This is a genomic window from Achromobacter sp. NPDC058515, assembly GCF_042721735.1.
Lineage (GTDB): Bacteria > Pseudomonadota > Gammaproteobacteria > Burkholderiales > Burkholderiaceae_B > Achromobacter.
Genome location: NZ_JBHXNI010000003.1, coordinates 382486 through 406563 on the forward strand (window position 1 = coordinate 382486; position 24078 = coordinate 406563).

Here is a 24078-nt window from a genome sequence, read left to right on the forward strand (position 1 = left end):
CGTCGTTGGCCACATTGCCCACGATGGCGCCAGTGGCGCCGCCGTTGCCGAGCTGCAGCGTTCCCGCGGAAATCGTGGTGCCGCCCGTGTAGGTGTTGTCTGCCGTCAGGATCGTGGCGCCCGCGCCGGCCTGGCTGACCACGCCGCTGCCGGAGATCTGGCCTGCGAAGGTCTGGACATCGGAGCGATTGAACGCCAGCGTTCCGTCGTTGGCCACGTTGCCCACGATGGCGCCCGAGGCGCCGCCGTTGCCGAGCTGCAGCGTTCCCGCGGAAATCGTGGTGCCGCCCGTGTAGGTGTTGTTGCCGGTCAACACCGTGGCGCCTGCGCCGATCTGGCTGACAGAGCCGGCGCCCGAAATCTGGCCGGCGAACGTCATGGCGTCAGAGCGATTGAATGCCAGCGCCCCATTGTTCGCCACATTGCCCACGATGGCGCCCGTGGCGCCGCCATTGCCGAGCTGCAGGGTTCCCGCCGAGATCGCGGTGCCGCCGGTATAGGTATTGTTGGCCGTCAGTATTGTGGCGCCGGCGCCATTCTGATTCACCGCGCCGCTGCCGGAGACCAGGCCGGCGAACGTCACGGTGTCGGAGCGGTTGAAGATCAAGCTTCCGTTGTTCGCCACGTTGCCCACGATGGCGCCGCTGGCGCCGCCGTTGCCCAGCTGCAGGGACCCTCCGGCAATGGTGGTGCCGCCCGTGTAGTCGTTGTTCGCGGTCAAGACCGTGGCGCCGCTGTAGGTGCTGAGCCTGCCCGCGCCGGTGATGCCCGGAGCGAATACATAGCCGCTGGTGTTGGTGTGATTGAACACCAGCGCCCCGGTGGCGCCCAGCGTCAGTGCAGGGCCGGGACCCGTCAGCGTCAGGGCGCCGGGCGCCGCCGCGGCAGCCGATGCCGCGGCGCCGATATTGATGACGCCCTGCGAACCGGCAGCCACGCCTGCTCTCGCGCTTACCGCGCTAACCACGGCGTTGTTCGAAATGGTCAATGCGCCGGAGCCGGAATTGCCTACTGTGAGAGTGCTGGAATTGGTCCATGAGGAGCCGGTTCCGTCGACGGTGACCGCGCCCGTGGAATTCGCGCCCGCGCCTATCGCGCCGAGCGTGCTGGACACGGCGCCGCCATTGGCGATGTCGAGCTTGCCGTTGCCGGAAAAGCCTACGGTGAGCGCGGCGCTGCTGTTCCACTGCGACCCCACGCCGCTGACCGTCACTGCGCCGACGCCGGCCGGGTCATAGCCCACGTAAGCGAGGCCGTTTGTCACGACCGCGCGATCGCTGATCTGCAGCGTGCCGTTGCCCGTCTGGCCTACCCGCAGGAATCCCGTGCTGTTCAGCTGCGATCCCGGGCCGCTGACCGTCACGGTGCCGGTGCCGCTGGCCCCCACGCCCACGTAGGTGTTCGTCGTGCTTGTGACATGGCCGCCATTCGAGATGCCCAGCGTGCCCGTGCCCGAGAACCCCACGGACAGTCCCGAACTGTTCGTCCATTGCGCCCCGATGCCGCTCACGGTCACGCTGCCCGTGCTGCCGGCCTGTCGGCCGATGAATCCGGATCCGTCCGACACGGCGCCGCCGGCGCCGATTTGCAGCGTGCCTGTGCTGGTATTGCCCACCGTCAGGGAGCTGGCGCCGAGATTCCAGGGAGAGCTTTGCGAGCCGGGCACGCTGACTACCGATCCGCTATCGATAGACTGGGAAAAGGAGGGAAATGCGCCCAACGCGATCAATGATGCGCTGGAAAGCTTGAACAACAAACGTACGTCAATTGGTGACAAGGGCTGCATCTTCTCTACTCACTAAAAGGAAATCCAGTGGAGCGATCGTCTGCGCGTAATGCCTGCCAATTGTTATCGCCAGGGCGGTATCGCCGCGGCAAGGGGCAGGTGACTAGCATAAGCCTGTTTATCGTTGCTGTTGCAGCGATAAGTACGGCCGCACGGTCGGACGCGCAGGGGGATATGACCCCGTTTGTTCAAACGGAATCTGAACTTGCGTAGGATCGTGTCAGGCAGTCAGGGAACCGAGGTGACCGCAGGCAGAGGGCCGAAATGGCTGGAACCCAGGCTGCCGCGCGCGAACAGGTCGGCGCTGCGGCAAATTGAGCCAGAGAGGAGGGAGGACGAACAGGCAACGCGCATGGCGGATCGAATCGACAAAAAGAACTGCGAAGCCTCAGTTGTTCTGTTCCATGGCGCGGCAGCTGGAGCCTCCGGATTCAGCGCATGGTTGGAAATGCACGAACGAGGATTTTGCAGAGGAGGCTGTAGCCAGATTAGCGCCCAAAAAATCGGGCCTTATTGATGAAAATCAATGGCCATGCGCGGCATCTCTACAGGCGCAAGCCCAGCAGCAGCGCGCCACACAGCGCGCAAGCCATGGCCAGCCCGATCCATGCCCGCCACGCGCTGCGGGCGCCAAACACGCCCACGACGATCGCGGCATACAAGACAAAACTCAACAGCGTCCCGGCCAGTACGCCGACTGCCGGCGGTGCGCCGGCCACGGCCGGCAGGATCAGCGCCAATGCCGACATTGCCAGGGCGGACACCAGATAGCCGCCCGCCGTCGCCGCCAGCACCCGGCTGCCGACTCCCCATCGATAGGCTGCGCCAGGGTGGCCGCCGGGCTGGGCTTTCCGCGTCTGCTGAGCCATCGCAAGCGGAGCGTCCGTCCAGTGCCGCCGCAGCGCCTGGGCCGAGCAAGCCAGCGCCAGGCCGAAGGCGAGCGCGGCGATTTCCACTGCGGCAGGCTGCCAGGTCCCGTTCCTGGCATAGGCCCACAAATGCTGGCCTGTCGTTGCCCAATTCAAGACCGGCAGTCCCAGGCACAGCAACGCCGCCACGGCCATTTGCTCAATCCAGGCGCGGCGGGTCGGACGCCACAGCGCGTGAGCCAATGAGGCGGCCCACACCGCAAAGAAGAACCTGATCTCCCACGTGCTCCGTTCCGGCACGGTAGCGGGAATCAGCCTGTTGCCGTAAAGATAGGCGATGCTTGCCAGCGCAATGCCCGCCAGCGCCGCTACGTTCATTGCCTCGACCCAACGATAGACCTGCGTCGTCGCCTCGCCGAACTCATGCTCGCTTCTCTTGCGCCGCTTGATGGCGAAAAGCACCGTGCCGGTGGCGATCATCGCGGTGCCCGCCAGGCCGCTGAAAAAGTACAGCCACTTTATCGTCCATCCGCCAAAGTCCGCCTTGTGCAGGGTTTCAATCACCTCATGGACGTGCCTGGCGGCCACGTCCTCGCGATAGGCGGGCAGAACCTGGAGTACCGCTCCGCTCTCCGCATCGAATGCGACCCGGCTGACATCAGTGAGCAGGCGCGGATCGGCACTGATCAGGGGCTTGCCGCCAATCACCCGAATGACGCTGCGCGCCTCGCCCGGGTTCTCGACCCTTACCTGCGCCGCTTCTTGCCCGGTCAGCGCGCGCGCATGCGCGAGGAAGGGCGCCAGCGCCGGAACGCCGCCCATGCCCGGCCTCGCGATGCGCGGCTCGGGGACAGCCGGCGCCAGCTCCGCCTGATAGCGCCGGTAGGCCGCGTCGTCCCCGCCATACGCCGCGTGCAGTGGCCACGGCATATAACTGGTGTAGAAAAATGCCAGCCCCGTGTAGCAGATCATGAACAGGAAGGGCAGCGTCAGCACGGCCGTGGCATTGTGCGCGTCCAGCCAGCTGCGCTGGCCCTTGCCGGGCCGGAAGGTGAAGAAGTCCTTGAAGATGCGCTTGTGCACCACCACGCCGGAGACCAGCGCGACCAGCATGCCCATGGATATCCAACCCACGAGCCAATAGCCGGCCAGGCCGCCGTGCAGGGTGTAGTGGAAAGACATGAAATGGCGGCCGCCTTCTGTCTCGCGTATTCGCGGCGGCGCGGCCACGTCGCCCGTCTGGGGGGCCATCCAGATCTCATGGGCCTCGCCATCTCCGGCGCGCCAGGACAGCCGCATCGGCCAGCCGGGCCGGGCCGGCAAGGAGATGTCCCAGGAGGCCGCGCCGGCCCCCCGGGCCGCAAGCATCTGCGTGGCGCGGGCAAGCCATGGCGCCGCGTCGGCATCGCCGGGCGCGGCGTCCGCCAAGGGGCCGGCTTCCATCCACCGTGTAATGGGTTCGCGAAAGACGCTGAGCGTGCCGGTCAAGAAAATGGCGCACAACAGCCAGCCGCAAGTCAGGCCGCACCAGGTGTGCAGCCAGGCCATGCTTTGGCGGAATCCCGGCTTCATGCCGGCGTTCGGGGGTGGCCGTGACACAGCGCGGCGGCGCGGCCGGTCATAGCGTTCCGCGCAGCGTCAGCATCACATTGCGGGGTTCGCCGTAATGGTTGCCCCGGCGGATCTGGCTCAGCATCCCGTAATAGTGCTTGTCGAACACGTTCGCCACGTTCAGGCTCGCGCTCCAATGCTTGTTGATGCGGTAGCCGGCGCGCAGATCCCATACCGCGCGTCCGGGTGCCCCCATCCGGACGGACGTGTCGTCGTACGCCGGGTAGGAATAGCCGCTTTGCGCCGACACGCCGCCGCCGACAGAGAAGGCGTTCCAGCGGCCGGGCAATTGGTACGACGTGGACAAGCGGAACAGATGGCGCGGCGTCTCCGCGCTGATCGTCTCGCCCTCGTCATCGCGGCTGGTGACGTACGTGTAGCCTGCCATCACTTGCCAGCCCGGCGACAGTTCGCCGCTGGCTTCCAGTTCGATGCCCTTGCTGCGCAGGGTGCCGCCGTTTCGATAGCAATCGGGCGAGGCTAGCGACCCCGGGCAGCTTCCCGGGTTGGCGTCGTCCAGTACCGCAATGCCGGATTTCTTGACCGCGAACACCGCCGCGGACACGTTCAGGCGCCCGTCGTAGAGTTCGCCCTTCAGTCCCGCCTCGTAGTTGGCGCCGATGGCCGGATCCAGAGGCGCGCCCGAAGACGTTACATAGGTGCTCTGCGGCTGGAAGGTGTCCGCATAGCTGGTATAGACCGACCATTGCTTGTTCAAGTCGTAGACCAGTCCGGCATAAGGCGTGAATTCGTGTTTTTGTTCGTAGTCCCGGGTCTTTTCACCCGTCAGTCCGTCGGTGGACCGGTACTTCAGCCAACTGAGCCGGCCTCCCAGCAGCAAGTGCAGCGGGTCCGCCAGCTGAAGCCGCATGCTGGTGTACAAGCCGGTCTGTTCCGACTCCGACGTTTCCTTCCAGTTCCAGGCCGGACGCGCAGGCTCGGGGATGGAGGAATGGTCGGGGTTGTACACGTCGATCGGCGTGTCGCTGTCCAGGTTTGTCGACCTCTGATTGGCGCGCTTGCGCGACCAGGTGGCGCCGACCACCACCTGGTGCGTTCCGCCCAACGCCTGGAAACTGCCCGTCGTGTTCAGGTCGACGCCGTCGCTCAGCACGCGCGTGCGGCTGAAGTAGATGTCGTAGAAGCTTGAGCCGACGCCCGTCGTCCTGTCCACGCCTCCCAGGGGAATGGCCACGCGCTGGTCCAGGTCGGCCTCCGTCCAGTTGACAGACAGCCGCGCCTTCCAGTCGGCGCTGAACCGGTGCTCGGCTTCAGCGAAGATTTCGTCGACTTGCCCCTTCTGGCGGTTCCAGTCCTGGATCAGCGAGGTCGAGCGCGATACGTCCAGGGCGCCGCCGTCGGTATAGCGGGGCAGGCCGAAGAGCCAATAGCCGTCGGTGTCGTTGGCCTGGTGGCGCGCGCCGAGCGTAAGCGTCGTGTTCTGCCCGATATCGGCGTCGATCACGCCGTAGAGGAGCGGCGAGGTCGACTTCGTGCCGTCGTAGAAATAATGCCGGTCCTGGTAAGCCGTGACCAGGCGGCCGCGCACCGTGCCGGAGGCATTGATCGGGCCGCCTCCATCGAGTTCCATGCGGTAGTTGTCCCACGAACCCGCCGTCGCGGCCATATCAAGATGCGCCTCGCCGCGCGGACGCTTGCGCACCATGTTGATTGCGCCGCTGGGGTCCGCCGAGCCCAGCATCAGCCCGCCCGCGCCGCGCAGCACCTCCACCCGGTCGAACACGGCGGTATCGATGGGCAGCCAGCCCACCGGGGCATAGACGATGCCGGCGACGCCATCAACCAGGTAGTTGTTGTCGTCGACCGTAAAACCGCGTATCGAGAATTTGTGGTTGCCGAAGTTTCTTGCCGTCTTCGTCACGCCCGTCGTCTGCGCCAGCGCCTCGTCCAGCGTGGTCAGGTTCCTGTCGTCCAGCTGTTGCCGCGTGATCACGCTGACTGACTGCGGCGTCTCCCGGATCGACTGCGTCAGCTTGCCGATGGTCACTGCCCCAGTCGTGTACGAGCCGGTCAGCTCGGTGGTCGGGTCGCGCAGGCTGTTGCCGGTAACCGTCACCGCCTGCAGGGTCAGGGCATCGGCCGAAGACTGCGCCGACTGCCCGACGACCGTCAGGGTAAACACGTCAGGCCGCGCGCTGTTCACGCGCACGTTCGTGCCGGCCAGCAGTTGGTCCAGAGCCTCGCGGGGCGTATAGCGACCGTTGATGGCCGGCGAGTGCTTGCCCGCCACCACCGCCTCGTCAAACAGCACCTGATGTTTGGATTGCTCCGAAAACAGCTTCAAGGCGCGGTCCAGCGCTTGCGCCGGAATACTGAAATCCACCACTGCCGCTTGTTGCTGCGTTTGCGCCGCCGCCGGCTGCGCCAGGGCGGCAAGGGCGCACGCCACCAGCACCGGTGCTGCCTTGAGTTGCATGCCTGCCGTCAACGCGCCGCCAGCAAGCGCGTCCTTCAACATTCCCCGTCCCATTCCCGCTCCATCGTTATTGGCCGGTACCGGCCTTGCAGGAGTAAACGGATTTCAGGGCAGGATTGGGAACCCGCGCATGGCGCGCACAGAAAAATAAAATTCAACCGGAGCCCGGATGCTCAACGCTCCAGGATGAGATAGCCGCCGTCAGCCGTGCGCCGCACCTGCACTGGCAGCAGATCCGGCAACGCTTCCAGGAATGCGGCGGGAGCGTTCGTCGCGGCAAAGCCGGAGACCGGCAAGGACTTCAGGCCCGGGCTGTCCAGCGCCACCGGCTTGCCCAGGTATTGCGCCACCTCCTGGGCCACCTCGCCCAGGGGGGTGCGCCGAAACACCAGGCACCCATTGCGCCATCCGCCTACGCTGTCCGACACCGCCGCCACGGCCCGGTAGGCGGCCCCGCGCGCATCGACGGACACGCCTTGCTCCGCGCCCAGCGACAGCTCCGCGCCCGCCTTGTCGCGATCGGGCTGCACCCGCACGCGGCCATGCAACACCTTGATGACGACTTCATTCGGCGTATTGCGCACATTAAAGGCCGTGCCCACCACCGTGACGCGACTTTGGCGCGCCTCGACGGTGAAGGGCCGGCCGGCGTCCGGCGCCACGTCGAAGAATCCCTCGCCCTGGTTCAACACGAGCTCGCGGCGGCGCGGGTAGTACCGGACCTGCAGCGTGCTGCCGAAATTCAGGGCAACGCGGGAGCCATCAGGCAAATCCAGCTGGCGTACTTCTCCTGCCGCGGTGCTCACGTCCAGCACATAGCCGGGGGTGCTATCCCACCGGTGCCAACCGTAGCCTGCGCCCAGGACCAGCACCGCGCAGACGGCGGCGTACGCCTTCGAGAAGACCGGCTGGCCCAACAGCGCCCGCCAAAACCCTGGCCTGGCGGTGCGGCGGCCAAATGCCGGCTGGGGGGCCGGCTGAGGCGGCGCCTTGGGCGCGCTGGAAGCGGCCCGTCCGTCCGACGCCAGCGCGGGCCGGGGCGCATCCGACAAATCCTGCCAGGTGCGCGACACCTGCGCGTACACCTGCCGGTGCGCCGGGCGGGCAGCCAGCCAGGCGTCCAGCTCGCGTTCATCCGCGGCCGACCAGCTGGCATCCTGGCGGCGCACCAGCCACTCGGCCGCTGCCTCATGCAAGGCAAACGGATCGGGCGGGGCTGAGGAAGGCGAATCGGTCATGAGGGGGCAGAGTCGCTATTGTTGTTATTGTCCCGGCCATCGTTATCGCCGGCGGGCCGATGCAATTGCCGCATCTGCGCAACCGTAGCATAGTGCACCCGAACCTCGCAGTAGGCGATAGCCCGCGCCAGATGCTTGACGACCATGCGCCGCGATATCTGCATGCGGGCGGCGACTTCATCCTGCGTCAACCCGTCGAAGCGGCTCAGCACAAAGGCCTCGCGCTGGCGGTCGGGAAGTTCCTGCAGCGCCTCGCCCAATCGCTTGAGCCGCTGTTGATGCGCCGCCGCGCGCATGGGACATGACGCATCGCCCGCCACCCAGGCCTGGCCGCCCTCCGCGGCCTCATCGAGCGAAACCGTCTGCAGGCGCCGACCCGCCTGGCGCTCGCGGAACTCGTCCGCCACGCCGTTCAGCACCGTCTTTCGCAAGTACGCGCCCTGCTCATCGGCGGAGTCCAGCGCGGGGTTGGCGGCTACCCATTTGACGACGCCATCGTGCAGCGCGTCTTCGGCGCTGCCGATGCTGCCCTTGAACCGGGCCAGGCCGCGCAGCAGCGGCAGCCGCCAGCGCGCATAGGCTTTCGCGATCGCGCTTGAGTTTTCGTTCTGGGCGTCAGCCGGCGCGGCGCTTGCGTTGGACGCCAGCAAAGGGTTGCGGCTCATTCCGTGCTTCCCGTCTTGCGCGCGCGCGCTGGCCACGGCGTGGCGGGCCTTGGATAGGCCCAGGCCAGGGAAAGGGAGAAAAGAGGAAACGGGATGACGAACACGGAGCCCGCTGATTAGCCGTCGACCTGCCGCGCAAGCGGCGCCGGCCAGTTGAAATTGGCGGGATTGTACTGAGATTTATTCTCAGTAGCAACGCTATCGATTCCACGCTCGTCCCGCTGTCACGGCCGAGTCATGTCGCTGGGCTAGCCTGCTGGCCGGCGTGGTCCTGCCTGGACGCGCGCCGGCCCCATTCCATTTTCGGACCTCGATATCGCGCGATGATATGCACCCCGGCACCGCTCAGTGTGTTGGCGCTGGCAGGCGTGTGTCTCATGTGCCTGGAGACGCCCGCGCTGGCGGGCGGCGCCGCGTCCGCGACGTCGCCGGACCGCTTGCGCGGCGAGCGATATGACTTTGCGCTGCCTGCGCAGGCGCTGGGCGACAGCCTGGAAGCGATAGGGCGCCTTGCGGGCGTGGCGGTGCTGGTTGACGAGCGCTACGCGCGCCAACCCGCGCCGGCGCTGTCCGGCCGCCATGCGGTCATGGAGGCCCTGCGCCGGTTGCTTGACGGGTCGGGCCTGCGCATCCGCCAGACGGACGGCGAAGCCATCGTGGTCTATGCGCCGCCGGCCGACGGACCGGCCCGGGCGTCGGCGAACGCCGCAGCCCCGCTCGCTGCGCGTGACATCCCGGGCGCGCGCGCGGGCGGCGCCGATTTCAGCGGCTATATAGGACGGGTGCAGAAGGCGCTCTTGCGCACGCTATGCGGCAATGCCGCCGCGAGGCCGGGCGGATACCGCCTGGCGCTGCAGCTGCGGCTTGACGGGGGCGGTCAAGTGGCGCGCATGCGCCTGCTGGACACCACCGGCAGCGACCGGGTGGATGCGGCCGTGACGCGCGCCATCCAAGGCATGGACGTGGGCGCGCCGCCGCCTGCAGGCATGCCGCAGCCCGTGTCGGTGCTGCTGCTGCCCGGCGGCACGCATTGCGCGGCTCCGCGCCGGCCGGCGGAGTGACCGCATGTCCATGATTTCCGCCGCCCTGCTGCGATTGCGCCTGATCGCCCGCTATCCCGAACTGCGGCGCAGCCTGGAACGCATCGTCGGCTCGCGCGACCAGGCGTCGGCCGCGCTGCACGAAACCTGGTTGCGCCTGGACGTGGCCAAGCCCGCCAGCCCGGTGCTGAATCCGGATGCCTACCTGTTGCGCATGGCCGCGCGCATCGCCACCGACGACTGGAGGCGCAACCGCGAACCGCTGGGCGACGACGAGCGCGAGGCGCTGCTGCACGTGGCCGACGAGACCGCGGACCCGCAGCGCATCGTCGCGGCGCGGCGCGACGTGCGGACGCTGGAGGCGGCGATGGAGGAGCTGCCGCCGCGTCAGCGCGCCATCCTGGCCGCGGCGCGCGTGGACGGGCTGCTCAACGCCGAGATCGCGGAGCGCTTCCAGATATCGGTGGCCATGGTGAAAAAGGAACTGGCCGCGGCCATGCGGCATTGCCGCGAACGCCTGGCCGACACGGAGGCCGTGGCCAACGGCGATCTTGTAGGCCGGCGGAAATTCTGACACGATGCTCGGCGCCATGAACTCCCCAGAAAATCCCGACCGCCTGCGGCGCGAAGCCGAGCAATGGTGGTTGCGCCTGCGCGACCGCGACGCGACGCGCGGCGACGCCGAGGCGATGAAGCAATGGCGCGCGCGCAGCCCATCGCATGCGCATGCCTGGAACGAGGTGGCGCGGCTCTGGCAGGACATGGATCCGGTGTTGCGTCAGGCCGCCCGCCGCGATCCGGGGCTGGCGCATCCTCCCGCCAGGGGGCCGAGCCGCCCGGCCCGCCGGGCGTTCCTGGGATCGGCCGTGGCCGCGGGCGGCGCCGCGGTGGCGCTGTGGCCGCCGCTGTCCTTGTGGCCTTCGCTGCTGGATTTCACCGCGGACTTTCGCACCGGCACGGCCGAGCAGCGCGAGCTGGCGCTGTCGGATCAGCTGCGCGTGCAGATGAACACGCAGACGCGCATCAACCAGCGCGGCGCGCAAGCCGGGGCCGAGGCCATCGAACTGGTGGCGGGCGAAGCCCAGATCGAGGCCGCCGGCGGCGGCGCGCCCGTGACCGTCTACGCCGGGTCCGGCGCCACGCGCGCGCGGCAGGCGCGCTTTAACTTGCGCTACACCGGGCCGCAGGTCTGCGTCACCTGCCTGCAGGGCACCGTCCAGGTGGAGCAGGCCGGCGCGCTCCAGACCCTGGCGCAGGGCGAGCAAGTTATCTATGACGACGCCGGGCTGCGGACAACGCTGGCGGTGGACATGGCGCAGGTGGACGCCTGGCGCACGGGCACGCTCAGTTTCGCGGGGCAGACGCTGGCCGAGGTGGTGGACGAGATCAACCGCTATCGGCCCGGGCGCGTGCTGCTGCGCAATGCCGACCTGGCCGCCCGTCGGGTCCGCATGCGCTTCGAGATCACGCAGACCGACCTGGCGCTGCGCATGCTGCGCGACCTGTACGGCGCGCAGCTGACGCGCCTGCCGGGCGGCGTCGTGCTGCTGAGCTGATTGCGCAGTTACAAAAAAGCCGGCCGTTTCCGGTAGCCATTCCATCGCGTCCTTCCGTCTTCGAAGTATGAGCCGCCATCACGCGCACGACCGCGCCGATGACGCGCCCTTACTTCCTTGGCTACTCGGATCAGGATTGCCCGCTATGACATCGCGTTTCCGCAAACTCCCCATGACCCGTTCCGTTGCGGCTGGCGCGCGGGGAGGCCGGCTCAAGCCGCTGCCGGCCGCACTGGCGGTGCTGCTGGTATCGGGGGGCGTTGCCGTGCCGGCGTCGGCGCAGCAGGCGTTCAGCAGCGGCTGGTTTGCGGCCAAGGGCGCGGCGCAGGCCCAGGCGGCCGCCACGGGCAGGCTGCCCGGCGGCGCGCCCGTCACCACGCTTACCGGTGCGCGGCAGTCGCAGGCGGCTCGCGAGCAGCTGCGGCGTTCGGTCGACAACCTGGGGCGCACCGCGGCCTCGATTGCCGCCCAGCAGGCGGCGCAGCGCGCCGCGCGCGACGCGGCCCTGGCATCGGGCGCGCCGCTGCCGGACGGCTTGGCCGAGGGCGGCCTGAAGGTGGACGCCAATCCGCTGACGGCGGGCTGGCACAACGCCAAGGCGCCCGTGCAGACGGCCGAGGGCGGGCGCGTCAAGGTCGCCATCGAGCAGACCGGCGCGAAGGCGATCCTGAACTGGGAGACCTTCAACGTGGGCAAGCGCACTACGGTCGAATTCAGGCAGGAATCGGGCTGGGCGGTCCTCAACCGCGTCAACGATCCGCAAGCGCGGCCTTCGGTGATCCAGGGGCAGATCAAGGCCGAAGGCACGGTCATGGTGGTCAACCGGAACGGGGTGGTGTTCGACGGCACGTCGCAGGTGAACGTGCGCAACCTGGTGGCGGCGGCCGCGCGCATCACCGACGCGCAGTTCGAGAACAGCGGCCTGTACGGGCCGGACGACAAGACGCCCAGTTTCGCCGATGCGCTGGGCAAGGTGGAATTGCGGCCCGGCGCGGTCATCGAGACCAACCGCCCCGCGACCGTGACGCAGTCCGGCGGCTACGTGCTGTTGCTGGGCCGCGAGGTCGACAACGCCGGCACGATCGCGACGGCCCGGGGGCAGGCGGCGCTGGCGGCGGGCGACAGTTTCGTGATCAAGCGCGGCCAGGGCACCGAAGGCAACGCCGCATCGACCACGCGCGGCAGCGAGATCGTTCCTTCCGGCGCCGGCGTCGTGGCCAACCGCGGCCTGATCCTGTCGCCGCAGGGCGACATCACGCTGGCGGCGCGTTCCGTTGAGCAGGCCGGGGTGCTGGCGTCCAGCACGTCGGTGGATTCGCGCGGCTCCATTCATCTGAACGGCGCGGGCGCCGATGCCGCCGTGACGCTGCGTCCGGGCGCCATCACCGCCATCCTGGTGGACGCGGACAACGCCACGGCGCTGGACGGCCAGCGCGACAACCTGATGCTGCCCAGCGCCAACCCGACCGGCGCGCTGGCGGCCACGGACCGCAATCGGCGCGACCTGTCGCTGGTGCGGGTCGACAGCGGCGGCACGGTCGACTTCCAGGGCGATTCGCTGACGCTGGCGACCGGCGGGCAGGTCGCGGTCAAGGCTGGCGCGCGCAGCCTGGTGCGCGACGGCGCGCAGATCGACGTGGGCGGCGCGATCGGCGTGGCCGTTTCCATGGAATCGAACAACATCAAGATCAATCTGCAGGGCAACGAACAGCGCGATTCACCAGTCAACCGCGACGACGCCCGGCTCAACAATACCGACGTGTGGCTGGACCGGCGCACGCTGGTCCGCGTGGCCAGCGGCGCCGGCGGCTACGATGGCGACCGCTGGTACAGCGGCGGCGGCCTGCTCGAAGTGGGCGGCTATCTGGGAACCCTGGCGGCGCCGGCCAGCCATTGGCTGGCGCAGGGTGGCCAGGTCCGCTTCGAGGGCGCGGAGGTGGTGACGCAGGCCGGTTCGGCGATCAACCTGTCGGGCGGCACGCTGGACGTACAGTCCGGAACCTTGCAGCAGACCTGGCTGCGCGGTCAGGACGGGCGTCTCTACACGGCCGACCGGGCGCCCGCCGACCTGCTGTACACCGGCGTCTACCGCGGCTACGAACAGCGCTCCGAGCGCTGGGGCGAGAAGGCCACGCGCCGCTTCTACAACGAGCTGCTCGCTCCGCGCACGCGCTACGAGGACGGCTACACGGTGGGACGGGACGCCGGCGCGCTGGTCATCTCGACCCGCAGCGCGGTGCTGGAAGGCGACCTGATCGGCGATACCTACCAGGGCGTGCGCCAGGACCGCGCGCCGCTGGCCGGGCTGGACGGCTACAGCCAGTCGCAGCGCGCCGTGGCGCGCGGCGCCGCGCTGGTGGTCGGCAACGACTTGCGCTATTACGACCCGGTCGCCAAGCTTGTCCATTATCAGCTGGGCGCCACGGGCGACACCGTGGCCGAAGTGACGCTGGGCGCGGGCAGGGAGCGATTGGCCGACGGGCTGGACCTTGCCGCCGCCTTGCCGCAGGAGAACCAGGGCAAGCTGTTCCTGGACGTGGACCGGCTCAATGGCTTTTCGCTGGGCCGGTTGCGCATCGCCGCCGGACGATCGATCACGGTCGACTCGGCCCTGCGCAGCGCCGACGGCGGCGAGATCACGCTCTACGCGCCCGAGGTGGACATCAACGCCGATCTGGTCAGCCGCGGCGGCTTGATCCAGGCCGGCAACGTACTGCTGCAACCCAGCTTCCAGGCCCCTCGGATCGAGGATACGGCGCTGGCGCCCCAGCCCAAGCAGCTGGCGCGGCTGCACGTCGCCTCCGGCGCGATGCTGGATGCCCGCGGAGTCTGGGCCAACCTGCTGCGCGACGCCGACGGCCTGGCCGGACTGCCGGTGCGCGACGGCGGCCGCGTGGCCCTGCGAGGCACGGGCGACGTGACCGTGGACGCGGGCAGCGTGCTGGACGTGTCGGCCGGGGCCTCGGTGCTGACCGACGGCAAGCTGCAGGGCGGCAAGGGCGGCAGCGTGACGCTGGCCGCCCATGCGCTGAGCCAGGCGCCGTCCAGCGGAGGCGTCCTGTCGTTTGACGGTGAAGTGCGTGGCTACGGCGTCACGGGCGGCGGCACGCTGTCCGTGGCCAGCGGCGGCCGCATCGTATTGGGCGGCTCGTCGGAACCGCCGGACGCCGAGACGTTGCGGCTGGATCCGTCCTTGTTCCGCCGCGGCTTTGGCAAGTACGAGATCAACGGCTACAAGGGCCTGGCCGTCGCGGACGGCGCGCAGATCGAAGTGGCCATGCCGGTGCTGCGGCTGGAGGGCGGCGCCGCGCAGGCCCCCGGCTCCGGCGCCCAGCCTGGCGACGTCCTGTCGCTGTGGACGCCGCCGCTGTACACGGAAGACCCCTTGCGCGGCCGCTTGACGCAACGCGCCGGCGCCGACCTGGCGCTGTACTCGGACCGGGCCGCGACAGGCGGGCCCATCGTCGTGGGCGAGGGCGCGCGCGTGAGCGTCGACCCCGGCGGGACCATCCAGATCAAGGGCGCCGACCAGCTCACGTTGCTGGGCCGGCTTGACGCCTGGGGCGGGCGCATCGCCATTCTGGAGCCGCGCATCGGCGAGCAGCCCTATGTGCACAAGGCCAATCCCCGTTCGGTCTGGATCGGCGGGCAGGCCGTGCTGGACGTTGCCGGGCGCAGCCACGTCGCGGTGGACGCCAAGGGCCGGCGCTATGGCGTGGCGCAGGCCGGCGGCACGATCGAGATCGGCGGCAAGCTCGACTGGGAGGCCGACACCGATATCGCCAGCCGTCCCATCGACCGGCACATCATCCTGAGGCCGGGTTCGCTGCTGGACGCGTCGGGCACGCAGGCCGTGCTGGACCTGCCGGGACGCGGCGCCACCGTGGTGGGTACGGACGGCGGCGCCATCGTGCTGTCCTCGGCCAACAGCCTGCACCTGGACGGCGCGCTGCGCGCGGCGGCCGGGTCGGACCGCGCGGCGGGCGGCACCCTTGGCGTCTCGTTCGGCGGCGCCTTCTACCAGCGCAATCTTTCGCCGGAACTGGCGGTGCAGGCGGAGCGGCAACTGGTCCTGGCGCAGCGGCAGGGCGAGAGCAGCCTGGCCGCGGACTTGCAGCCGGGAGAAACCAGCCCCGACCTGGCCTACGGCCGCGCGCGCCTGGGCGTGGACCGCATCGCGGCGGGCGGCTTCGACAACCTGGCGCTGAATGCCGACGTGCGCGCCGACGGCAGCGTCGCGCTGGCCATGCGCCAGAGCCTGCGCCTGTCGGGGGCGCTGTCGCTGCTCGAAGGCTCGCCCGCCGCCAGCGTCGTGAGCCTGGGCGCGCCCTACGTGCTGTTCAATCAGTCGCGCTACAAGCCGCTGGATGGCGCCGATTTCTTCCTGCAGCTCGTTTCCGCGCCGCTGCGGTATTTCAAGGCGGGCCACCGGCTGGACGTGTCGGCCGGCCTGCTCGATGCGCGCGGCAATCAGAATCTGATCAGCTTTGACGACGTGCGCTTCGACGTCCAGGGCGACATGCGCCTGGGCAGCGTGGGTTTCCGCGACCGGGGCATGCCCAACAAGCTGGCGGCGCCCAACCGCCTGACCGTGACGGCTGCGCAGATCTATCCGACGACCGGATCGGGCGGCGCCATCTCCATGGGCGAGTACACGGTCAAGGGGCCGCAGGGCGATATCTACAGCTACAACCCCGATGCCGTCCTGACGCTGCGGCGCGCCGCCGGCGATCTGCCGGCGACGCCTTACTCCGCGTTCGGCTCCATCACGCTGGTCGCGCCGCTGATCGAGCAGGGCGGCGTGCTGCGCGCGCCGCTGGGCATCATCACGTTCGAAAGCAAGTCCGAGGCGCCCAGCACGGTCCGGTTCCTGCCGGGCAGCCTGACGTCCATCAGCGGCGGCGGATTGCTCATGCCCTACGGCGGCACGGTCGACGGCGTGAAGTATCTCTATGCCGGCAAGGAGGTAGAGCTGGACGCGACCCGCTCCGACGGCTTTCTGGGCCGCAAGATCAACATACAGGGCAAGGCGATCGAAGTGGCCGAGGGCGCCGTGCTGGACCTGTCCGGCGGCGGCGAATTGACCGGCGGCGCCTTCGTGCGCGGACGCGGCGGCTCGGTCGACGTGCTGCGCTACGCCATGGCCGACGCCAATCCGGGGTTCGCCTTCAGCAGTTCGGGCAATGCGGTCTACGCCATCGTGCCGGGCTACACCGCAAGCCAGGCGCCGGTCGCCGCCGACGCCGGCGCCGGCAGTCCCGCGGTGGGGCGGCAGGTAACCATCGGAACCGGCGTGCCGGGCCTGCCGGCCGGCACCTATACGCTGCTGCCGTCGACCTATGCGCTGCTGCCCGGCGCGTTCCGCGTCGAGCTGGGCGCGCAGGGCGCGAACGACGCTTCCGTGGCGGCGCGCACGCGCGGTGGCTCGTGGGTCGGCAGCGGCTGGCTGGGCACGGCCCGCACCGGGCAGCAGGCGGCGTTGCCGAACCGTCTGCTGATCACGCCGGCCGATGTGCTGCGGCGCCATGCGCAATACAACGAGACGTCCTACAACGCCTTCGTGCTGGCGGACGCGGCGCGCAAGGGCACCATGCGGGGCATGCTGACCAGCGACGCCCGCGCGCTGCACCTGAGCCTGGCGCAGGGCGCGGGCATGGAAGGCAGTCCCGCGCTGTCGTTCAAGGGCGTGGCGCGTTTCGATGTCCCGCAAGACAGCGGCGCGTACGCGGGCCGCCTGGTCGTCACCGGGCCCGCGGCGGGCCTGGAGGTCCTGGCGCCCGGGCAGTCGCCCGTGCTTGCTCCGCCGGCCGCGGCGGTGTACGCCGCGGACCTCAATGCGCTGACCCCCGGGGCGCTCTTCGTGGGCGGGCTTGCCAGCGCGGGCAGCTACGAGCAGGGCTCGCGCGACATCGGCGGCGACGCCTCGCGGGTGTTGGTGCGCAGCGGCGCCACGCTGCGCGCGCCCGAGATCTTGCTGTACGCGGTCGACGGCGGACGCGGCATCGTGGTCGAGCAGGGCGCGACGCTGTCCACGCTCGGGCGCGGGGCGGTGGCCCAGGATGCGAGCACGGGCCTTTACTACTCGACGATCAGCGGCGCCGTTCTGGCCGTATCGAACGGACGGGTGAACCTGCTGCCGCCGACGAGCGGCACGGGCACCGCCGTCGACGTGGGCGGCTGCGTCACGGCCTGCGCGGGCGCCGCCCGCCTGTTGTCGGAGGGTTCGATCGGCGTGTCCACCAACGGCGCGTTCACCTGGCGAGACTCGGTGCAATACGGCACGCGCCATCTGGCGCTGAGCGTATCGGCCGTCAACCTGGGCAGCGCCCAGGCGTTGGAGCAGGCCGGCGCGGCGGGCCGGCTGCCGCCGGGCATGGCGCTGAACCAGGAGGTGCTGGGCAACCTGCTGCGCGGCAACACGGCCCTGGAAGCGCCGGCGCTGGAGAGCCTGATCCTGAACGCGGGCGAGTCGGTCAACGTGTATGGCGCGGTATCGCTGGATGCGCGAGGAGCGGGCGGCAGGTCGCTGCAGCGCCTGGTGCTGGGCGCGCCGGCCATCTACGGCTATGGCGCCGCGGGCGACACGGCGACCATCGCCGCCAGCGAGTTTGTCTGGGCAGGTTCTCTTGCCGCGGACCGCAGCGGCAACAGCGGGGCCGGCGCCGCGAAGCCGCAGGCGCCCGGGGGCGCGATACTGGACAGCCTGGGGCACGGCAGTTTGAACGTCGTGGCCGGCGCGATCCGCCTGGAGGCTTCGCCTTATCTGCTGCCGAATTCCCTGGTGCCGGCCGAGCGCCTGATGCTGGGCTTCTCTTCGGTCGTCCTGGATGCCGCGCAGATGATCTCAGGCCGGGCCAATGGCAGCCTGTCGGTCTATCACGGGCAGGACGGCTATGCGGCGCAAGAAGGCTGGCGCTATCGCGGCGGAGACCTGCAGATCCGCACGCCGCTCCTGACCGGGGAGGCCGGTTCGGTCATGCATATCAAGGCCGGCGGCGCGTTGGCCATCTCCGGCACGGGCGCGGTCCCCGCCGCGCGCGACGCGCTGGGCGCCACCCTGAGCCTGGCCGCCCGCAGCGTCGCGCTGGATACGACGGTGGCGCTGCCTTCGGGCAAGCTCTCGATCAAGGCCGACGGCGACATCCTGCTGGGCGCTGGCTCCCGGATCGACCTGTCCGGCCGCGAGGTGCGCCTGCTCGATGCGCTGCGCTACAGCTGGGGCGGCGATTTGGAGCTGCAGAGCATGGCGGGCAACATCGCGCAGGCGCGGGGAGCGCTCATCGATGTGTCGGCGCGGAACAACCGCGCGGGCCGCCTGCAGGCCATCGCGCTGGGCGCAGGGGCCGGCAGGGTGGACCTGGGCGGCGCGTTCCGCGGCGCGGCGTCCGGCTTGTATGACGCCGGCGGCACGCTGGTGCCGTACGAAAGCGCCGAAGCCGTGCTGCGGGCCCAGACCCTGGCCGACTTCGCCGACCTGAACGCGCGCCTGACCGAAGGCGGCGTGTTCGGCGCCAGGCGCTTCCAGATCAAGCGCGGCGACCTCGTGGTCGGCGACGAGTTGCGGGCCAGGCACGTCGAGCTGGCGCTCGACGGCGGCAGCCTCACCGTCAACGGCCGCATCGATGCCAGCGGCCCGCAGGTGGGCAGCATCCGCCTGGCGGCCATGCGCGACCTGGCGGTGAACGGCATGCTGGACGCCCACGGCGCCGGCCTGCGCGTGGACAGCCATGGCAAGATCATCGACAGCGCGAATCGCGCCATCGTGGACCTGACCTCGCGCGAAGGCACGCTGACGCTGGGCGCCGGCGCGGGAGTGGACCTGCGCGCCGGCGTGCAGGCGCAGAACCACGATGGCGTTGCGCGCGGCACGCTGGACCTGAACGCGCGCCGCCTGGGCGGCGGCGCGGAGCAGGGCGCCATCGCCGGTTCGGGCGACGGCGCCAGCGACGTGGCCGTGGTGGTGGCGGGCAGTCCCGCCATCCTGGGCGCCAAGACGGTGGCGGTGAATGCCTTCCGCCGCTACGACGACGCGCCGCTGGCGGCCGCGCCCGACGTGACCGGCAAGCGCCCGCAGGAGATCACGCAGGGCTACCTGGACGACATCGACCGGCAAAACCAGCTTTTCATGAATGCGGCGTCGGCCAATTCCGCGCTGGGCGCGCGCCTGTCCGGCCTGGGCGGATACCGCCTGCGCCCCGGCGTCGAGATCGTCAGCGCCACGCCGGACGGCGACCTCAGCGTGGTCGGCGACATCGACCTTTCCAATCACCGCTACGGCCCGAACGCCGACCGCGCGACGCCCGCGCTGCGCGGCTACGGCGAACCGGGAGTGCTGGTGCTGCGCGCCGGCGGCAATCTGAGTATCTACGGCAGCATCAACGACGGCTTCGCGCCGCCGCCGGATTCGCCCGACGATGCCGCCGGCTGGCAGTTGGTCGAGGGGCGCTATGGCTCGCAGGCCGTGACGCCGTATGGCGGCGACCTGGTGGTGCCCATCGGCGGCGTCAAGCTGGAAGCCGGCACCTCCTTCCCGGCCGGCCGCGCGCTGAACTACGACCTGCCCGCGAATCCGGCGACGCTGCCCGCAGGCACCGTGCTGCCCGTGGCGCTGACGCTGGACGCGGCCCTGTCCTTGCCGGCCGGACTGGTGCTTACCGGGGATGTGACGACTGCCGACGGCAGCGTTCTGCGCGCCGGCACCGTGCTGGCCGGCGCGGTCGGGCTCGCGCCGGGTTCGACGCTCGGCGCCGGCTTCGTCCTGCGCAGCCAGGCTGCGGTGCGCGCATTCACCTGGCCCAAGAACGTGGCGCTGCCGGCCGAACTGGTGGCAAGCGGGCGCATCGTGCTGGCGCAGGGCTCGCTGATTCCCTCGCAGACCAAGGTGGTCCTGCTCGACGGCAAGCCGGTGGATCTGCGGCCCAAGGGGCCGGACGGCAAGCAGGGCCGCAACTGGGCGCTGGCGCCCATGCTGGGCCCGGGCGCCAGCGCGTGGAGCCTGACGGCGGTGGCCGGCGCCGACCTGGAGTCGGCCGACGTGCGCGCCCGCAACGTGCTGAGCAAGGGCGACCTGGTGCTGGCCGACACGCACTATGGGTTGTCGGCCAGGGCGACCGAAACCAGCAAGACGATCTTCGTCGGCATGATGGTGCTGACGGCGGCGGGGGCGGCCGAACTGTTCGGGGACCCCGCCCTGGTCGGCCGGTCGGTCAAGGAAGTGGCCGAGGAATACGGCTTTGACTCGTGGGAACAGCTGTGCACCTGGGGCGACTATTGCGCGCCGGCGCCGCGCACGGTCTCGGAAAGCGGCTCCTTGAACTGGTGGGGCGATCTAAGCTGGGTCGGCAAGCCGGTGGAGGAGTTGGCCGTCGTGATCGGCGTGACGCCCGAGGAATTCTGCGCCGATGCCAGCAATTGCGCCGGCGGCGGCTCGTCGGAAACCATCGTCACGCGCGAATACAAGTATGGCTTTGGCTCGCCCGCGTTCAGCGTGTTGCGCACCGGCGCCGGCGACCTGTCGCTGCTGGCCGGGCGCGACGTGGGCATGGCCTCTTTGTACGGCGTGTATACCGCGGGCACGCAGGCCTCGCTCGGCGCGGCCGACGCGCGCTTCAACCTGCCGCGCGGCTACGACGGCAAGACCGGCCCGCTGGGCCTGATCCAGATGGACGGAAAGTACGACGCAGCCATGGCGGCGTACCAGGCCTGGTATCCCGATCAGGGGGGCAACCTGACCGTGGAGGCCGGGCGCGACGTCTACGGCGACGCCATGGGGTCCAACGCGGACAACGGCGTTCCGTTCGACCAGACATCCGCCCGCGGGCGTTACGCCAGCACGATGACGGGCGCCTGGCTGTGGCGCCAGGGCAGCATCGGCACGCCGGGCGTGGCCGACATCGCGCCGAGCTGGTGGATCAACTTCGGCGCCTATGCGGTCGAGGGCGCCATGGGCGGCGGGAACAAGGAGCCGAGGCTGGTGGGCTTTACCGGGTTCGGCACGCTGGGCGGCGGCAACCTCAGCATCTCCGCGGGCCGCGACGCGGGTGTGCGGGACGCGCGCGGCGATGCGGCCAGATATGTCAACGGCGTGGAGCCGCGTTCGCAAGGGTTGACCGCCGTGGTCGGCAGCACCGGCCGGGTGCTCGACGGGAGCCTGGTGCAGACGGGCGGCGGCGACCTGGACGTGCGCATCGGCGGCAGCCTCAACCCCTCGTTGAGCGCCACGCAGCTGAATGCGACGGGGCCGTATACCGGCGGCACCGACCACCTCGACCTGAACGGCGTACTGGTCAACCTGCGCGGCCGGCTGGCCCTGACGGCCGGCCAGGTGGGCGGCATGGCGCTGCGTTACGGCGACGGCGCGGGGCTGCGCGCCAAGGACCCCTATGCCGTGGGGGGAGCCAGGCCCATGGGCGGGCCGCGCCTGGTGCTGGGCGACGCCACGGCGTGGATAGACACGCGCGGGGACCTGGTGTTGGCGGGCGTCAGCGATCCCGGCCGCGTCACGCAGGTCAATTCCAGCCCCTACCAGCGCGCCGGTCAAGCGCAGCCCGCCACCGGCGGCGGAGATGGCTGGTTCACGCTCTGGACGCCGGCCACCGCCGTCAACCTGTTCTCGGCCGGCGGCAACCTCACGCCGATGACCGTCTCCAACAGCCGCTTTCCCGGCGACGAACTGAAACCGGAATTCACGGAGATCGGCTCGCAAGGCCGCAGTTATTTTGTCTATCCGTCCATCTTGCGCGCCGTGGCGGCCAGCGGAAACATCATGCTGGCCCCCAATGCCGCGGAGGACGCCAACCCGACGCTGCTGCTGGCGCCGTCGGCGGGCGGCCAGCTGGAATTGCTGGCAGGCCGGTCCATCCTGGCCGAGGGCGCCCACACGGTGTCGATGTCGTCCGCCGACGCGCCGCTGCCCACGCCCTTGCGTCCGGCCTTCAGCGCTTTCGAAGCCGGCGGCTTTTTCAATTTCATCCTGACCAACACCAGCCGGGAAGGCGTGCTGCAAGCGAGCGCCTGGTATTCCAAGCCGCTGTTCGCATTCGGACCCGGCACGCCGCTGGACCGCGCGCTGCACGCGGGCGATTCCACCGTCGCCAGGTTCTACGCAGCCACGGGCGACATCGTGGGCCTCAAGAGCGGAGCGGTGGTCGACATGTCGCGCGGCAGCGGCGCGGTCCGCAGCATCGACACCTGGTACGAGGCCGCCGTGCCGGTATCGGTGCGGGCCGGCCGCGACATCCTGCGGCTGGACGTCACCGCCGTGCACAGCAACGCGCGCGACCTGTCGCTGATCGAGGCCGGCCGCGACATCGTCTACGCCAATGCGCAGGTGGCCGGCCCCGGCACGCTGCTGTTGCAGGCTGCGCGCCAGTTCCGGCAGGACGACGCGGCCAGCGTGCGCAGCCTGGGCGCGATCGTGCGCGGCGACACCCGGCCCGGCGCGGACCTGGCCGTGCTGGCCGGCGTGGGCGCGGCGGGTCCCGACTATGCGGGCTTCCTGTCGCGTTATCTCGATGGCGCGCGCGGGCTGCAGCCCGGCGCAGGCCTGGGCCCGAATCCGGACAAGGTGGCGCAGGCTTATGGCGGCGAACTGACGCTGCGCGGCTGGCTGCAGGCCGAGTTCGGCTATGCCGGCGACGAGGCCGGGGCGCCGGCCGAGCTGGCGCGCCAGCAGGCGCTGCGCGATGCCGATGCCGGCAAGGGCAGGCGCGACCTGGCGCGCGATTTCGAGCAGGAAAGCGGTATTCATCTGGTGAACTGGCTGCGCAAGCACCATGGCTACCAGGGCGGCGAGCAGGACGCGGGCGCGGCGCTGGCGGCGCTGGCGCCGGCCGAGCGCGGCATCTATGCGCGCCAGTTGTTCTTCGCCGAGCTGAAGGAGGGCGGGCGCGAGTACAACGACGACGGCGGCCCCCGCTTTGGCAGCTACCTGCGCGGGCGCCGCGCCATCGCGGCGTTGTTCCCCGACGCGAATGCCGCGGGCGCGCCGGCGCGCTACGAGGGCAGCTTCACCATGTATGGCGGCGCGGGGCTGCGCAGCGATTTCGGCGGCGGCATCCAGCTGCTGACGCCGGGCGGCCAGCAGGTGCTGGGCGTGGAAGGCGTGGCGCCGCCCGCCAGCGCCGGCGTGGTGACTCAGGGGCAGGGCGACATCCAGCTGTATGCGCAAGGCAGCGTGCTGTTGGGGCAGAGCCGCATCATGACCACGTTCGGCGGACACATCCAGGCCTGGTCGGCCGAGGGCGACATCAACGCCGGCCGCGGCGCGAAGACCACGGTGCTCTACACGCCGCCGCGACGCGTGTACGACGCCTACGGCAATGTCACGCTGTCGCCCACGGTGCCGTCCACCGGCGCGGGGATCGGCACGCTGGCGCCGATTCCGGAGGTTCCGGCGGGCGACGTGGACCTGATCGCGCCGCTGGGAACCATCGACGCCGGCGAGGCCGGCATCCGCGTGTCGGGCAACGTCAACGTCGCTGCGCTGCGGGTAGTCAACGCGGCCAATATCCAGGTACAGGGCGAAAGCAAGGGCATCCCGGTGACGGTGTCGGTCAATACCAACGCGTTGACCAGCGCCAGCGCGGCGGCGGCCACCGCCGCCACCGCGGCGCAGGACGTCATGCAGCGCGAACGGTCGGCGGCGCGGCAGAATCAGCCGTCCATCTTCAGCGTGCAGATCCTTGGCTTCGGCGGCGAGCCGCTGCCGGCGGGCAGCGGGGGCCAAACGCCGCCGCCCAGGCCGCCGACGCCGACGGCCTCCTATGACCCCGGCAGCGCGGTGCGGGTGTTGGGGCTGGGCGAGCTGCCCGCGCAGGCGCAGCAGCAGCTGACCGAACGCGAGCAGAGCAATCTGGGTCAGCTGTAGCGGCTGAA

Annotated in this window: 9 protein-coding genes; 4 read left to right on the top strand and 5 right to left on the bottom strand. The window is 70.0% G+C overall.

Annotation, left to right across the window (positions count from 1 at the left end):
• From ACFWP0_RS07735 to ACFWP0_RS07755, 5 genes are all read right to left on the bottom strand, one after another.
• Window positions 1-1666, bottom strand: a 1666-nt coding sequence (locus ACFWP0_RS07735) for a beta strand repeat-containing protein (RefSeq protein ID WP_377840943.1), incomplete at its 3' end; no start/stop codon positions are given.
• A 665-nt stretch (window positions 1667-2331) separates the two neighbouring features.
• Window positions 2332-4227, bottom strand: a complete 1896-nt coding sequence (locus tag ACFWP0_RS07740; RefSeq protein WP_377840944.1) for a PepSY-associated TM helix domain-containing protein — start codon at window positions 4225-4227, stop codon at window positions 2332-2334.
• A 46-nt stretch (window positions 4228-4273) separates the two neighbouring features.
• A complete protein-coding gene (locus ACFWP0_RS07745) occupies window positions 4274-6757 on the bottom strand; it encodes a TonB-dependent siderophore receptor (protein WP_377840945.1) in 2484 nt (827 codons plus the stop codon).
• 119 nt (window positions 6758-6876) lie between these two features.
• Complete coding sequence (locus tag ACFWP0_RS07750; RefSeq protein ID WP_377840947.1) at window positions 6877-7941, bottom strand: FecR family protein; 1065 nt, start codon at window positions 7939-7941, stop codon at window positions 6877-6879.
• A complete protein-coding gene (locus ACFWP0_RS07755) occupies window positions 7938-8606 on the bottom strand; it encodes an RNA polymerase sigma factor (protein ID WP_377840948.1) in 669 nt (222 codons plus the stop codon). Before ACFWP0_RS07755 ends, ACFWP0_RS07750 begins: the two co-directional genes overlap by 4 nt.
• Before the next feature lie 377 nt (window positions 8607-8983).
• Between ACFWP0_RS07755 and ACFWP0_RS07760 the strand changes: the two genes are divergently transcribed.
• From ACFWP0_RS07760 to ACFWP0_RS07775, 4 genes are all read left to right on the top strand, one after another.
• Window positions 8984-9667 carry a TonB C-terminal domain-containing protein gene (locus ACFWP0_RS07760; RefSeq protein WP_377840950.1) on the top strand — a complete coding sequence of 228 codons (684 nt, stop codon included), beginning with the start codon at window positions 8984-8986 and terminating at the stop codon, window positions 9665-9667.
• A gap of 4 nt (window positions 9668-9671) precedes the next feature.
• Window positions 9672-10220 carry an RNA polymerase sigma factor gene (locus ACFWP0_RS07765; protein ID WP_377840951.1) on the top strand — a complete coding sequence of 183 codons (549 nt, stop codon included), beginning with the start codon at window positions 9672-9674 and terminating at the stop codon, window positions 10218-10220.
• A gap of 16 nt (window positions 10221-10236) precedes the next feature.
• Window positions 10237-11202, top strand: coding sequence for a FecR family protein (locus ACFWP0_RS07770; protein ID WP_377840953.1), 966 nt, complete (start codon window positions 10237-10239; stop codon window positions 11200-11202).
• 172 nt (window positions 11203-11374) lie between these two features.
• A complete protein-coding gene (locus tag ACFWP0_RS07775; RefSeq protein ID WP_377840954.1) occupies window positions 11375-24070 on the top strand; it encodes a filamentous haemagglutinin family protein in 12696 nt (4231 codons plus the stop codon).
• Window positions 24071-24078 lie beyond the last annotated feature (8 nt).